This is a genomic window from Acinetobacter sp. BIGb0196, assembly GCF_011759595.1.
GTDB lineage: Bacteria > Pseudomonadota > Gammaproteobacteria > Pseudomonadales > Moraxellaceae > Acinetobacter > Acinetobacter guillouiae.
In genome coordinates this window covers 396,333-410,679 of record NZ_JAAOZA010000002.1, presented here as the reverse complement: position 1 = coordinate 410,679, position 14,347 = coordinate 396,333, and the positions used below count along the sequence as shown (strand labels likewise).

Genomic DNA, 14,347 nt, shown 5'->3' with positions numbered 1-14,347 from the left:
CAAGCCACGTATTATGGCTGTGCAACCATCCCACCTGCAACGCTTATGTCATTACTGGTTACAACAAACTGACCATTCACAATTTTTGGTGAAATAGAATTTCTCCATTGAATTGCCAAACCATTTCGGTAGCGCAAATCAATGGCGGAAATATTCGACCAAGTAGGTTTCAAATCAGTTTGTGCCAAGTGACTTAAACGTTGTAGCTTACTCATGGTTTGATCTTGATCTACGATCACCCGTAGTCCCGAATCAAACTGCATAAACCAAGTCATACGTTCAGTGAGATAAAGCTCTTTTAAACGTAAGTTGACTGGGTGAAATAATTGATTAATTTCATTATAGCGACGCATCATCACTTTGGATTGGCTGAGCGGCCCATGAAGCAATGGCAGGTTTGAATAATTCTTCGCCACCGCTTCTGTATAGACATCTCCAGCATCACTCAGTAATCGCCCGGTTCCCCAACGAGCGATTGCATGACGTGGCATAATCCGCACGCGAATACCATTTGGCCATGCCCGTGAAACCACAACACGATCCACCCATGATACTTCTAGTGCTTTATCTCGAATCTGTTCTAAATCCGAGGTGAAATAATTATTTTTAACAACAGGTGCCAAATGTTGTGTAATTGCTTGTGACTCTACCGATGAGGTAGTACCTACCACTTGAAGTGTGGCCACCCGAGCATCGGTAATCACTTTATACAGACCATAGATTCCTGCAAATAGCACAGCAATAGCAATGACCATAAGCAACCAGCTTCCCACGTTGAGAAGCTTTTCCTGACGTGTTGGCGGCTTATCGTGTATTGATGTAATAGCCGCACGTTTGCGACGCATCGAAGCAGGAAGTTGAGCCATAAACTTAGTGTGCTTGTTCCGTGAGCGTTTGCGCTAAAATCGCAACACACAATTCATCAAAACTATAACCTACAGCTTTTGCAGCTTTAGGCACAAGCGAGTGACTGGTCATGCCAGGTACTGTATTCACTTCTAACAACCAGAAATGACCTTGTTCATCTAACATCGCATCAATCCGTCCCCAACCACTGGCACCGACGGCTTGGAAAGCACGTAAACACAATTCTTGTAAGTTCTTTTCTTCTGACTCGCTTAAACCACATGGAATACCATATTCCACGTCATTACGGTTATATTTTGCTTCATAGTCATAGAATGCAACATCAGCAGGCGGTTGCAAACGAATCACAGGTAATGGCAAACCATTGAGGAAAGAAATAGTGTATTCACGCCCCGTGATCCATTTTTCAGCCATCACCACAGCATCATGTACTGTAGCTTTTTCAATTGCAGCAGCAAGGTCTTCAGCTTTTTCAACCTTGCTCATACCAACACTAGAACCTTCATGTACAGGCTTAATGATTAATGGTAAGCCAAGGCTTTCAATCACTTCAGTTAAATCAGAATCTTTGGAAATAATACGATACGGCGCAGTCGGTAAATCTGAACCTTGCCAGATTTGTTTGGTCTTAACTTTGTCCATGCCAATCGCTGAACCCTGAACCCCTGTACCTGTATACGGTACATTCATCCATTCTAACGCGCCTTGGATTTGACCATCTTCACCACCACGACCATGCAATACAATAAATGCGCGATCATAGCCCACGAGTTCCGTCACACTACGCTCTTGTGGATCGAAGCCTTCAGCATTCACCCCCGAACGTAATAATGCTTCTAAAACAGCTTTACCACTATCTAATGACACCTCACGCTCAGCAGATTTCCCACCAAGCAATACCGCTACTTTGCCGAATTTAGAAGCATTTGACACGTTTAAATCCTTAAACTTATAAGTTAGTCAATTTAATTTCTAGGCTTTATTCAAATCCAAATTTAAACAAAGCCAAATCAATTATTTTAAATACAGTTGGTTTTGAGCCAATTCTACAGAAATTGCTCCCACGTTACCCGCACCTTGTGTTAATAACAAGTCATTCGCTTGTAACACTTTTTGTATCGCGTTCTGCAAATTGCCTTCCACTGGGTCAATCAAGATCGGTTCAACTTCGCCACGCAGACGAATACTCCGCGCCAAAGAACGACTATCTGCACCAACAATCGGTTTCTCACCTGCAGAATATACTTCTAACAACAACAATTGATCGACTTGTGACAACACATCTACAAAATCATCAAAACAGTCACGAGTACGACTATAACGATGTGGCTGGAACATCATCACCAAACGACGATCTGGATGGCTGGCACGTGCAGCTTTAATGGTCGCTTCAACTTCTTTCGGATGATGCCCATAATCATCTACAAGTTTTACAGTGCCTTCATCCAACTCAAACTCACCTTGAACTTGGAAACGGCGACCTACACCACTAAAGCTTTCTAAGGCACGTGCGATCGCAGCATCAGAAACACCTTCATCTGTTGCAATACCAATCGCAGCCAGTGCATTTAGAATATTATGCAAACCCGGAAGATTAATGGTTAAACGTAATGGTTCACGACCTTTACGCAATACCGTAAAGCTTGACTGCATACCGACTTGTTCAACGTCAATTGCGCGAATATCATTGTCTTCATCAAAACCATAGGTCAGCACTGGGCGACCAATACGTGGCATGATTTCACGAATATTGGCATCATCACCACAAACTACAGCCAAGCCATAGAACGGCATTTTCTGTAAAAATTTGATAAAGGTGTCTTTAAGTACATCAAAACTACCGCCATAGGTATCCATATGATCTGCATCAATATTGGTAACAATGGCCGCCATAGGTTCTAGATGTAAAAATGATGCATCTGATTCGTCTGCTTCTGCGACAATGAAACGACTAGCACCCAACGCAGCATTAACACCGGTACGGTTTAACAGACCACCGATCACATAAGTTGGATCCATGTTTTCTTCTGCCAACATGCAGGTCACTAAACTGGTTGTGGTGGTTTTACCATGGGTTCCTGCAACCGCGATACCATGACGATAACGCATCAATTCACCCAACATTTCTGCACGACGAACTACTGGTATACGATTTTCAATTGCTGCTTTTACTTCTAAATTTTCAGGGTCAATTGCAGTAGAAACAACCAGTACATTTGCACCTTTGATATTGTCTGCCGTATGTCCAATAAAAACTTTAATGCCGTTTTCTTCAAGTTGAACCGTTGTTTTTGATGCCTTAATGTCAGAACCAGAAACCTTATAGCCTTGGTTTTTCAATACTTCTGCAATACCGCACATCCCAGCGCCACCGATACCCACAAAATGGATATGTTTAATACGGCGCATCTCTGGAATTTTAATTAGGTTTTTTGCTTTATCAGCAGGGCTTGTTGGAGACATAATCAACTCTAACTTACAAATCTTGAATTAAACCAACCACACGTTGTGTTGCATCTGGTTGAGCTTGTTGACGAGCTTTTACCGCCATTTCCATCAGTAATTGGCGGTTCATCAACGGTGTTAGTAAATCCTTTAACGAATCTGGAGTCATGCTCTGCTGCGGACAGATTTTCGCAGCACCTGTTTTCTCCAAAAATCTTGCATTGGCAGTTTGGTGATCATCCACCGCACTTGGTAATGGCACAAATACTGCCGCCACACCAGCCGTCGCCACTTCAGTGACTGTTAGTGCGCCAGCACGACAAATAATTAAATCTGCGTTGCTATAGGCCAGTGCCATATCTTCAATAAATTGCTGAACCTCAACCTGTATATTTGCAGGTGCATCCGCATATAAAGCCTGTGTGGTCTCTTGCTTGTTTTGCCCACACTGATGAAATACTTTTAATGGAACATCAAATTGTTTTAAGGCTTGAGGTACACATTCATTCAGGGCTTGCGCACCCAAAGAACCGCCAACAATTAAAATATGTAAGGGTTCAGCCGCATTTTCGCGTTCTTTATAACGAAAAGAAGGATTATAAATTGCGGTAATTTCTGCCCGTACAGGATTACCTGTCGTCACAATTTTTTCACTTTTCGGAAAAGTATCTGGAAATGCTTCGCAGACTTTTTTAGCAATTCTTGAAAGCTGGGTATTGGTAAAGCCTGCCACTGCATTTTGTTCATGAATAATCACAGGAATACCCAACAAACGTGCAGCCAAACCACCTGGCCCCGCAACATACCCCCCAAAACCAGCCACTGCATCGACATTGAGCTGTTTCATATAGCGCATTGCGCTCAAGGTTGCTTTTAAAATTTTAAAGGGTGCAGCTAATTTACGTACAATACCATTGCCACGTACACCTTGAATATCAATTTGATAGATTGGAATATCATGTTGTTTTAAAAGTCGATTTTCCATACCTGTCGGAGTCGCCAACCAAGACACTTGGCTGCCTTGTTGTTGCAATTCTTTTGCAACTGCCAGTGCAGGGAATACATGTCCACCTGTACCTGCCGCCATCATCATGATGTGTTTCGGTGTGCTTTGCTGGGGTTCGGTCACGGTCTAATTCTTCAATGCAAAAATAAATATTTAACGAATATCTTAAACAACCAATTGTAATCACAATCCGCTATGGGGAAAAGTTTATTTACTTTTTTTCACCAAGCCTTTCATTGTTTTTTTCTACTGATTTGAAAGTTTAAACTACTTTTATCATTAATCCGTTAAAAAAAGTGGAATTAAACGTTATTTTTTTATATTTCTCGATGATTTATCATTTTTATAGCCAATCGACAGCAAAAAAATAGAGCCGCGAACGACTCTATTTTTTAGTTGAGATTTAGAATGCAGTATCCCAGCTTAAATTAAACTGACTGACCTGCTTCTAGTACATTAAACAAATCATCTGCAATTGAAGTACCAAATTGATCATCAATTTCACGAATACAGGTTGGACTGGTGACATTGATTTCAGTGACATAATTTCCAATCACATCTAATCCGACAAAAACCAAACCCTTGGCTTTTAAGAATGGTCCAACTTTGGCGGCGATGGCTTTGTCATTTTCAGTCAATGGACGAGCTTCACCCAAACCGCCTGCTGCCAAATTCCCACGCACCTCACCATTTTGAGGAATACGAGCCAAGCAATAAGGTACAGGCTCACCATTAATCAGCAAAATACGTTTATCACCATCCACAATTTCAGGGATATAACGTTGTGCCATAATCGGTTGTGTGCCATTTTCAGTTAAAATTTCAATGGTTGAACCAATATTGACGCCATCTTGATATAAACGGAAGATCCCCATTCCACCCATACCATCCAGTGGCTTAACAATAACGTCACCATGTTCTTTTAAGAATTCACGAATCAAACTTTGCTGTGAGGTCACTAAAGTGGGTACTTGTAGATCTGGAAATTGGGTCGCAAATAGTTTTTCATTACAGTCACGCAAACTTTGTGGTTTGTTAATAATCCACACCCCTTCACGCTCTGCCTGTTCCAAAATATAAGTGGTATAAACAAAGTTCATGTCAAAAGGCGGATCTTTACGCATCAACACTACATCATAGGCCGCAAGTGACTCTTTGGCTTTTTCACCTAACTCATAGTAGTGATCATAATCTTCAAAAACCTGAAGCGGTGAAATCAAACCAAATGCTTTGCCTTGGTCAATATATAAATCTTGTTGTAATGCATAGCCTAACTCATGCCCTCGACGTGTAGCCGCCCATAACATTGCCATTGTTGAGTCTTTTTTCAGGTTTACACTTTCGATGGGATCCATCACAACAAGTACGCGCATATTGATGCTCTTATAAAATTTTGGATTGAATGCAGTATAGCGGAGAATCTGGTGTACTTTTTCGAAATTTCGCTAAACTCTTAGCAATTATTGTGAATATGATGATCGAAATGCAACAAGCCATTGTGGGATTTCATTTGGATGAGGAGCAACATTATGTTGCTGAACTTGCGTGTGGGCATCAACAACATGTACGTCATCTTCCGCCTTGGCAGAATCGTCCGTGGGTGTTGACAGAACAAGGACGGCAGGAAAAAATAGGCATGTTTTTAGCGTGTAAAACGTGTGATCTTCAACAAAATAGTTTATAAGTTAAATTAGTTTCTATTCGTCAATAAAAAGAGTTATTCAATGTCGAATCAACCTGACTCAGAGATTAAAAATTACTATAACAAACTTGCGCACGACTACGATAACAACCGTTTTAACAACAGTTATGGGCAATATTTAGACCAACAAGAGCGTTCTTTTCTCAAGCGTATTCTCAGTAAAACAGCACCTACACATTGTATGGATATCGGTTGTGGTACAGGTCGTTTACTCGATTATGCCGATTACGGTGTAGATTTCAGCCCTGAAATGCTGAAAGTCGCTAGAGAAAAATATCCGCATAAAATCTTGCTTGAAGGCTCTCTGACTGAAATTCCAATCGAAAACCATCAGCTCGATGTCATTTATAGCTTTCATGTGATCATGCATCAAGACCATACAACCACAGAACAGTTTCTGAATGAGGCGCATCAAAAATTAAAAACCAATGGCAAGCTTATTTTTGATTTCCCCTCTGCCAAACGTCGACAAGCTGTAAAGCATCAACAACAAAGCTGGCATGCTGCTCATCAAATGACATTGGCAGAGATTGAAAAGCTGCTTGGCCCTCAATGGAAGCTGGTTGAAAGTCAGGGCTTTTTATTTTTCCCTATCCATCGTATTCCAACGATTTTACGCCCACTGTTTAGAAGCCTAGACAGCTTGATGTGCCGTTCATTTTTAAAAGAATATGCATCATACTTGGTTGTCGTTTTAGAAAAACAACCGTCAGTAAACAATTAGAATAAGCAGGTGGAATATGCGGCAATATTTACCCAAATCATGGAAACTGCTTTATCAGTTATTACGCAGGTATTGTCGTGAACACCTTTTCTCGAAGCTACAGTTTGCCTTAAAACATCAAACACTGTGGCAATCAGACCAGCAAATTTCAACCCAACAAAGCATCAAGATAAATCATTATTTTGAAAATAAAACCCATAACATTGATCTTGCGATTCAGAGCATAAACGGTTTGGTCATTGAGCCAAATCAAATCTTTTCATTTTGGCATTTGGTAACAGCCCCGACGTTAAACAATGGCTTTAAAACAGGGCGTAATCTGGTCAATGGAAAAATTTCAGAAGATCTGGGTGGTGGGATCTGTCAAATTTCTTGCTTGCTCTATATCAATGCGTTAAAAGCGGGTTTAACCATCACAGAACGACATTCACATTCGATTGATATTTATCAGGAACATGAGCGCTTTACCCCTTTAGGCAGTGATGCAACTGTGGTGTATGGCTATAAGGACTTACAGTTTCAAAATTGTTTAGATCAGGCACTACAAATTCAAATTTTCAGACAGCATGACCAACTGGTGGCCAAGTTGGTCGCTCAACAGCATTTAAAGGAATATACACTCAAATTTATTGTTGAAGATTCTAAAACCCATCGGATTGTACGCACCTTACAAGACCAAAAACAGATTGAGCAAAGTATCTACTTGCTCAATTCGCATACTGATTAAGCTTATTTTTCTTGAAATTGTTGTTGGCTATTTTCTATCAGGTATTGATGTGCAGTCCGTGGATCACGCGGTAAGGCCAGTTTGACACGACAGCCCAACTCGATATCATCTTTTTCAAACACAATGATTTCAGCATCTAGCTCGATCGGGCGACCAATTTCAAAATCAGTTTGATCTAAACTTTCTCCCAATAAGTCTGCATATTTCTTTTCTAAGTGCCCAATAGTTAAATCTTGAATCATGACTTTAATTGAGTATTGTTGTCTCGAACATTCAGGTTCACGTTGAATACGTGATTTCTTGATATAACTGTTCTCAGATGCTCTTAACATCAATTCATTGATTAATTTTTTCTGGGCGTGCACGTTGATATTTAAAACCAGCTCAAACTGTTCTAAACCTTTCCATTGAAATGGATATTGCCGAAAAAACATATCCCGCTCAAATTGGTAACGTTGCCAACGTCGTTGATCGATATGTTTGACCAGCATAATGCCAAGTACAGCAACCACGACGATTATCAATAGAATGAACATTTAAAATGGCACCTAATCCTTTATAGTCCATAAAAATAAGGAGCTTATGCTCCTTATCTTATCCTTTTTTTTAACTTATATACCATATTTCACACGGTAAGCTTCCATTTTTGCTAAAGCATCTTGCTCGCCTTTAGCATCTAGATAATCCATTAAGTCTTTCATGCTAATTAAAGCATGCACTGGAATCTCAAGTTCTTGTTGAACTTCTTGGATGGCAGACAGTTGGCCTTGCCCTTTTTCTTGACGATCTAGCGCAACCAATACGCCTGCAATTGTCGCACCTGCATTTTTAAGAATTGTGACAACTTCACGAATTGCGGTACCCGCTGTAATCACGTCATCAATAATCCAGACTTTTTTACCTTCTACTGAAGCACCGACCAATACACCGCCTTCACCATGGTCTTTGGCTTCTTTACGGTTAAAGCCCCAAGGCACACTTACACCATGTACTTGTGACAAAGCCACAGCTGTTGCTGCAACAAAAGGAATTCCTTTATATGCAGGTCCAAAGATCACTTCAACGTTGTTACATTGTGTTAATTTATCTGCATAACCTTGAGCTAAAAGCGATAATGCTTCACCATCGTTGAGTAAACCTGCATTAAAAAAATAAGGGCTCACACGGCCTGATTTTAAAGTAAACTCACCAAATTTAAGCACACCACGTGATAATGCGAGTTCGATAAAAGCTTGCGGGTTAAACTGAGCTGGCGTTGACATGAGGTGCTCCAAAATTCATACATTGAGGTTATGACTGCGCATGATACCAAAGAGTAGCTATCCAAGTGATCAAAAAATTTTAAGAGTTGTCTCAATTAACGTAAATGGCTTACGTTCATCCGTCACTAAAGGCCTACTTGAATGGATGGAAAAGTCAGATGCAGACGTGATCTGTATCCAAGAAAGCCGTATTACACATGAACAATGGACCGATAAATTCAAACCCGAAGGTTGGTTTACCCATCTGTTTCCTGCGGAAAAATCAGGCTATGCAGGTACAGCAATTTACAGTCGCTTGCCATTTAAATCGATCCAGAATGGTTTGGGTTTTGAACTTGCCGATAGCCAAGGTCGTTTTATTAGCGCAGAATTTGATGTCGGTTTAGCCAAGCCTGTGCATATCTGTTCACTGTATTTACCTTCAGGTTCATCAGGTGATGAAGCACAAGCCCGTAAAGATCACTTCTTAGAAGAATATCGAAAAATTTTAAAACAATGGCGCGATGAAGATAAGTCGATCATTGTATGTGGCGATTACAATATTGTGCATAAACGAATCGATATTAAAAACTGGTCAGGCAACCAAAAATCTTCAGGTTGTTTACCGCATGAACGTGCTTGGTTAGACCATATTTATGACGAACTGGGCTATGTCGATACATTTCGTGAAGTACGTAAAGAAGCTGAAGTATATTCTTGGTGGTCCAATCGTGGACAAGCGCGTGCTAAAAATGTCGGTTGGCGAATTGATTATCAAGCATGCTCACCTGACTGGAAAGATCGCACAGTCAATGCCTGGGTCTATAAAGATGAATGGTATAGCGACCATGCCCCTGTGATTATTGATTATCAAATTTAAACAGACCATTGCTCAATTTTTATCTAAAAATTGAGCAATTTTGTGAACAAGTGTTCACTGATTACAGGGTAATAACTTACAAATTTTGTCGTGTTATCTTATATTTTCTTCATATCAACAAGCGCATTATACACGCACGGCACAGGGACATTGTCAGGATGACAGCAAAAGGATAGGACGCCGTAGGAAGAAAAGGAAATAAGTATTTTGAATATTTATTTTTCAAGGATGTGACATTGGACGTTGTAATGAGACCCGCATAATCAGGATGATTAGATGCGGGTTTTCTCTTTTTTTAATTTCAATTTTTTTTAGTTTCATTTTTTATTTTTAAAATTTAAATCATTTAGTCAGCCAGTCTGCTGCTCGCTTCAATAAAATATTAAGCGCAAATTGTTAAATTCTGATGACAGCAATCATGCCTTTTAAAATATTTTATCTATTCTTATACTGTACATATTGGCAATTTTGCTACTCTTTCTGTCAAATCAAACAATTGAATATTAGGTTAAGACATGTTGAAAATTTATGGAATCAAAAATTGTAACTCCATGAAAAAAGCTTTTGATTTACTGACTGAACTTGGCTTGAGTTATGAGTTTCATGATTATAAAAAACAAGGCATAGATGCAGAGACGGTTAAACAATGGCTCGATCATATTGGGCAAGATCTTGTGCTCAATAAAAAAGGCACAACGTGGAAAAAACTCAGTGAACAAGAACAGCAACTAGCTTTGTCGAGTGAACAAGCACTGATTCAAGCGCTTACCACACACACCAGTTTAATCAAACGCCCTGTGATTGATCAAAATGGCCAATATGTAATTGGTTTTGATGAAGATAAAATTAAAGCTTTAAAACTTACAACATAAAAATAATCGAGCAACAAAAAGCCTGATCAATAGATCAGGCTTTTTGTTGCAGTGAATCAATCTGCTTAGTTTGCACGCACCCAAGTTTGGTTGCGACCTAAAGCAGAAATACCCATATAACCACGTAACTTTAACTGATTACCAGCAAGTTCACCTTTGAGTTTATAGGTCTTGCCATTTTTAGGATCTAGAATCGTACCATTGTCATAGTTTTTACCACCGACATTTTTTAAACCATTGACAATCGTCACGCCTTTCAATGATTTATTGTGGTAAGGGCCTTCACATTTGGTACAAGTATTTTCCTCACCTGGTGTTAAAATACTTTGAATTGTTGCCGTCAATGTTCCATTTTTTTGTTCAGTGAATTTCACAATTGCTTTTGGCTGTTTCGTTGTGTCATCAATTGTTTTCCAAACTGTTCCATTGAGTGGATCCGCAGCATTTGCAAGAACTGTTGCTGATAATAAGCCTAATGCAAGTACAATTTTTTTCATTGTTTTGTTTTCCCTAGTCTAATTGACACTTTATAGTATCAAAAATTTACGTCGATTTAGCAATTCTTGAATGTGACTATATAGTGTACCCTTGTAACAAATGTTGATAAATCAACAAAAATAAAGTCAAAAGTTTAACAATATGGAAGGAACATGAAGATTAACCCAGCTCTGAAACAATATCTTACAGAATCTATTCTTAAATCTAGCTTCAAATTTCCAAGTCGTTTCAATCTTCCCCCGGCAACTGCACGTTTTGGAATAGAACAACTTGCACGTGTTTTTCCACAACGTAAAGATGTACAGATCCGTTCTTTGCGCATTGCGGGGATTCGGGCAGAAGAAATTAAACCGCAAGCGCATGCGACTCAAATGATTTTTCATATTCATGGTGGAGCGTTTTTTGTCGGTTCTATCAAAACCCATCGGGCTTTTTTATCTGAAGTTGCTGCACGTACACAAATGCAAGTTTTACATGTCGATTACCCGCTCGCACCTGAAAGTAAATTCCCTGAAGCAAGTGATGCGATTTATGATATTTATCAGCAACTTTTAGATCAAGGCGTGCTAGCGAAAGACATTATTGTGTCAGGTGATTCTTGTGGAGCGAATCTGGCTTTGGCACTCGCATTACGAATCAAAGAAGAAAATAAGCAACAACTCCCTAGCGCTTTAATCCTAATGTCACCCTTCTTAGACCTGACCTTAACAGGCGAGTCTTTACGCTATAATCAGAAGCATGATGCTTTACTGTCAATCGAAGCACTTGAATCTGGTATTGATTTTTACGTACCGAAAAACATGGATCGTTCTTTACCCCCACTTTCGCCTATTTTCGGAGATTTTGCAGGGTTGCCTCCAACCTTGGTTCAAATTGGTTCTAAAGAAATTCTTTTGTCAGATGCGCAACGTTTCGAAGAAAAAGCCAAAGCTGCTGGTGTCCAAGTCAATTACAAGCTATATACGGGAATGTGGCATAATTTCCAAATGTTTAGCCCATGGTTTGATGAAGCAAAACAATCTTTAGCAGATATTGCTGAATTTGCTCATAAAATTGACAAAGATTGATCCCAATATTGACCAAATAATGAACAACAGATGATTTTAAAAACCAAACTGTTGTTCATCTTTAAAAATAAAATAATCAATTTAAAAAATGAGCATTCACTAGAATAATAACCATACAATTCATTGAAACTATATTGCTTGTCAGATTTATGTTTAGTGCTTTTTCAAATTTCAACAGACTCTTAATCTATACTACAAAATTAATCACATTTTTTTAAATTATGTATATATCCTTCAAGTATTTACTTAAACTTTAGTTTGAGTTTAAGTCAATAAATTGCTACATTCTAGGCATCAACAATAAAAATCCAAGTGTGGATGGATTAGATTATGCGTAATAAAATTTATTCCGAAAAACGACGTAAAATTCATTCATTATTCAATCAAGTATTGAAACACTCATTTATTGCCAAATTAATATATAAAAACCAACTGAGTAACAGTTTGGAAATCGACCCACATACAGGTATTTATAATCAGTTTGCAATTAATACCTATTTAAAAGAATTACATCCTCAGACTGATTCTAACTTTGGTATCATTTTGCTTAGTGTTGATAACTTGTGTGAAATCAAGAACAAATACAATCTAAAAATTGCACATAAAGCTTTAGCGGCTATAGCCCAAGAGTTATTACAAAATATCCGTGAAACTGACCTTGTTGGCCGCTATAGCGAATCTGAATTTATTTTAATTCTCAGTGATGTTACTCAGGATCAAGCACGTCATATCGCAGATCGTCTATCACGTTTAATTAATCATTATGATTTAAAGATCAACAACAAAGTCATCCCACTTCAAACAAGTTGTGGTGCATCTGTTTCTAAACATGACAGCATGAGTAATGCAGTGTTACAACAAGCAGATCAAGCATTATATATTGCGAAAACCAATCGTAAACCTTGTTATTCGGGCACAGGTGTTTTGTCTTAAAACATCTGTATATTTAAAAATTAATTACACCACTATTTACTTTATATTAATAATAAAATACCTGTTTATTAACAAATAAATGATAACAATTCTTTGTTTTAATAAATTTTAATCACTATAATTTAAAAAATTATTAATCAGTACTTAATGAATTACAGCTTGAAAAACCCTGGAATAATTATGAATGAAGGTATCGAATATAAGACTTAATCATTACTGGCAAAAGCTGAAACAACAATTAGATTCAAATATCATTATGAATTGGAGCAGTTTACATAAATGTATCTTGATTCTGTTCCTGACTGTTGCCCTTCATTTATCATGGATCGTATGGAAAATTTTTATCCTGTTAAATCCAGAAACTTGGCAATGGGTCAATATCTCCTTGATTCGTTCACAACTTGTGGTCAATGCTGGCTCAACCCTACTGCTTTTTTTTCTGATTGCATTTTGTTATTTCTTTCAAAATAAAAAATGGGCGAACACTATCCTCCCCCATATTGTCATCAGTATTTTTATTCTTTTAATGCTTGCTGATGGTTTCCTCGTTGGTATCTATAGTCCAGCTACTGTTTTTGCATTTGTTTGTATTTCTGGTGTGGGTTTAATCTTATTCAATAGAAAAATTATTTATCTGCAAATTAGCACTGCACTACTGTTCTATATTTCAATGATGCTTTGTACTTATTGGCGCATCATTCCGTATGCCCCAATTTTTAATACACATATATTAGAAAATAATCGGCATGATAACCCGTTCTGGGTAGGAACAATGCTATATTTTATTATTCCTATTTTAATTGTATGTTTGATTTTATGTGAGATTTTACTGTCTCAGTGGCGACATAGAGAGTCATTAATCAAAAAACTCAGTGAAATTGACCCACTGACCAATTTATATAATCGTCGTTTTTTTAATGAAAAGCTTGATGATATCCAAAATAAGCAAACCGAATATGCCATTATCTTGATTGATATTGATCATTTCAAAGAAATCAATGACTTATATGGACATCATTTTGGTGATGAAGCATTGTGTCAAGTTGCCAAATTATTATCATCTCACATTCGTCAGTCGGATATTGTGGCTCGTTATGGCGGTGAAGAATTTATTATTGCCTTACCTAAAACCTCTTTAAACATTGCTCAAGCACTTGCTGAACGCTGTCGATTGGCGATTCAAAACCAAGTGCTTGAATCCCTTGATCATCATTATGTTCAGCTGACCGCCAGTTTTGGTATTGCCACCTCCAGTGACGATGACAATATTAGTAAAATTATTCATCTGGCAGACAAAGCGCTATATCGGGCCAAACAGTCTGGGCGCAATCAAGTACAGCTCTACCGCGCTCAAATCAATGAAATAGCTTAGCAGTATTCAATAG

16 protein-coding genes are annotated in these 14,347 nt (G+C 38.4%); 8 read left to right on the top strand and 8 right to left on the bottom strand.

Annotation, left to right across the window (positions count from 1 at the left end):
* Positions 1–11: 11 nt before the first annotated feature.
* From FHR28_RS14645 to gshB, 5 genes are all read right to left on the bottom strand, one after another.
* Complete coding sequence (locus FHR28_RS14645) at positions 12–866, bottom strand: cell division protein FtsQ/DivIB (RefSeq protein WP_004718624.1); 855 nt, start codon at positions 864–866, stop codon at positions 12–14.
* A 4-nt stretch (positions 867–870) separates the two neighbouring features.
* On the bottom strand, positions 871–1,800 hold the full coding sequence (locus FHR28_RS14640) for a D-alanine--D-alanine ligase (RefSeq protein WP_004818390.1): 930 nt from the start codon (positions 1,798–1,800) through the stop codon (positions 871–873).
* Between the two features lie 81 nt (positions 1,801–1,881).
* Positions 1,882–3,330 (bottom strand): UDP-N-acetylmuramate--L-alanine ligase, encoded by a 1,449-nt coding sequence (murC, locus tag FHR28_RS14635; protein ID WP_004718629.1) that lies wholly within the window; start codon positions 3,328–3,330, stop codon positions 1,882–1,884.
* Positions 3,331–3,343: 13 nt separating this feature from the next.
* Positions 3,344–4,441 (bottom strand): undecaprenyldiphospho-muramoylpentapeptide beta-N-acetylglucosaminyltransferase, encoded by a 1,098-nt coding sequence (murG, locus tag FHR28_RS14630; protein ID WP_016539102.1) that lies wholly within the window; start codon positions 4,439–4,441, stop codon positions 3,344–3,346.
* A gap of 305 nt (positions 4,442–4,746) precedes the next feature.
* Positions 4,747–5,691 (bottom strand): glutathione synthase, encoded by a 945-nt coding sequence (gshB, locus tag FHR28_RS14625; RefSeq protein WP_166782945.1) that lies wholly within the window; start codon positions 5,689–5,691, stop codon positions 4,747–4,749.
* A gap of 110 nt (positions 5,692–5,801) precedes the next feature.
* On the opposite strand from gshB, the gene FHR28_RS14620 reads away from it, so the two are divergent.
* The 3 genes from FHR28_RS14620 to FHR28_RS14610 are packed head-to-tail and all read left to right on the top strand — an operon-like array spanning position 5,802 to position 7,471.
* Complete coding sequence (locus tag FHR28_RS14620; protein ID WP_035371612.1) at positions 5,802–6,002, top strand: DUF3565 domain-containing protein; 201 nt, start codon at positions 5,802–5,804, stop codon at positions 6,000–6,002.
* 40 nt (positions 6,003–6,042) lie between these two features.
* On the top strand, positions 6,043–6,744 hold the full coding sequence (locus tag FHR28_RS14615; protein ID WP_166782944.1) for a class I SAM-dependent methyltransferase: 702 nt from the start codon (positions 6,043–6,045) through the stop codon (positions 6,742–6,744).
* A 16-nt stretch (positions 6,745–6,760) separates the two neighbouring features.
* A complete protein-coding gene (locus FHR28_RS14610; RefSeq protein ID WP_166782943.1) occupies positions 6,761–7,471 on the top strand; it encodes a VanW family protein in 711 nt (236 codons plus the stop codon).
* A 2-nt stretch (positions 7,472–7,473) separates the two neighbouring features.
* Here the strand turns inward: FHR28_RS14610 and FHR28_RS14605 are convergent, their stop codons facing one another.
* Positions 7,474–8,007, bottom strand: a complete 534-nt coding sequence (locus FHR28_RS14605) for a hypothetical protein (RefSeq protein ID WP_004718640.1) — start codon at positions 8,005–8,007, stop codon at positions 7,474–7,476.
* A gap of 75 nt (positions 8,008–8,082) precedes the next feature.
* A complete protein-coding gene (gene pyrE, locus FHR28_RS14600; protein WP_004718641.1) occupies positions 8,083–8,733 on the bottom strand; it encodes an orotate phosphoribosyltransferase in 651 nt (216 codons plus the stop codon).
* 40 nt (positions 8,734–8,773) lie between these two features.
* On the opposite strand from pyrE, the gene FHR28_RS14595 reads away from it, so the two are divergent.
* Entirely contained in the window at positions 8,774–9,592 is an 819-nt protein-coding gene (locus FHR28_RS14595) for an exodeoxyribonuclease III (RefSeq protein ID WP_004718642.1), read from the top strand.
* A 515-nt stretch (positions 9,593–10,107) separates the two neighbouring features.
* Positions 10,108–10,464: a Spx/MgsR family RNA polymerase-binding regulatory protein gene (locus FHR28_RS14590; RefSeq protein WP_004718643.1), complete on the top strand. Its 357-nt coding sequence runs from the start codon at positions 10,108–10,110 to the stop codon at positions 10,462–10,464.
* A gap of 65 nt (positions 10,465–10,529) precedes the next feature.
* Here FHR28_RS14590 and FHR28_RS14585 read toward each other — a convergent pair whose 3' ends face one another.
* Entirely contained in the window at positions 10,530–10,961 is a 432-nt protein-coding gene (locus FHR28_RS14585; protein WP_004718644.1) for a DUF2147 domain-containing protein, read from the bottom strand.
* Positions 10,962–11,114: 153 nt separating this feature from the next.
* Here FHR28_RS14585 and FHR28_RS14580 point away from each other — a divergent pair, with 153 nt between their 5' ends.
* The 3 genes from FHR28_RS14580 to FHR28_RS14570 all read left to right on the top strand — a co-directional run bounded on the left by FHR28_RS14580 (position 11,115) and on the right by FHR28_RS14570 (position 14,334).
* Positions 11,115–12,029: an alpha/beta hydrolase gene (locus FHR28_RS14580; protein WP_056517147.1), complete on the top strand. Its 915-nt coding sequence runs from the start codon at positions 11,115–11,117 to the stop codon at positions 12,027–12,029.
* A gap of 330 nt (positions 12,030–12,359) precedes the next feature.
* Positions 12,360–12,962 (top strand): GGDEF domain-containing protein, encoded by a 603-nt coding sequence (locus FHR28_RS14575; protein ID WP_004718646.1) that lies wholly within the window; start codon positions 12,360–12,362, stop codon positions 12,960–12,962.
* A gap of 184 nt (positions 12,963–13,146) precedes the next feature.
* Positions 13,147–14,334 (top strand): GGDEF domain-containing protein, encoded by a 1,188-nt coding sequence (locus tag FHR28_RS14570; protein WP_166782942.1) that lies wholly within the window; start codon positions 13,147–13,149, stop codon positions 14,332–14,334.
* The last annotated feature ends 13 nt before the right edge of the window (positions 14,335–14,347 follow it).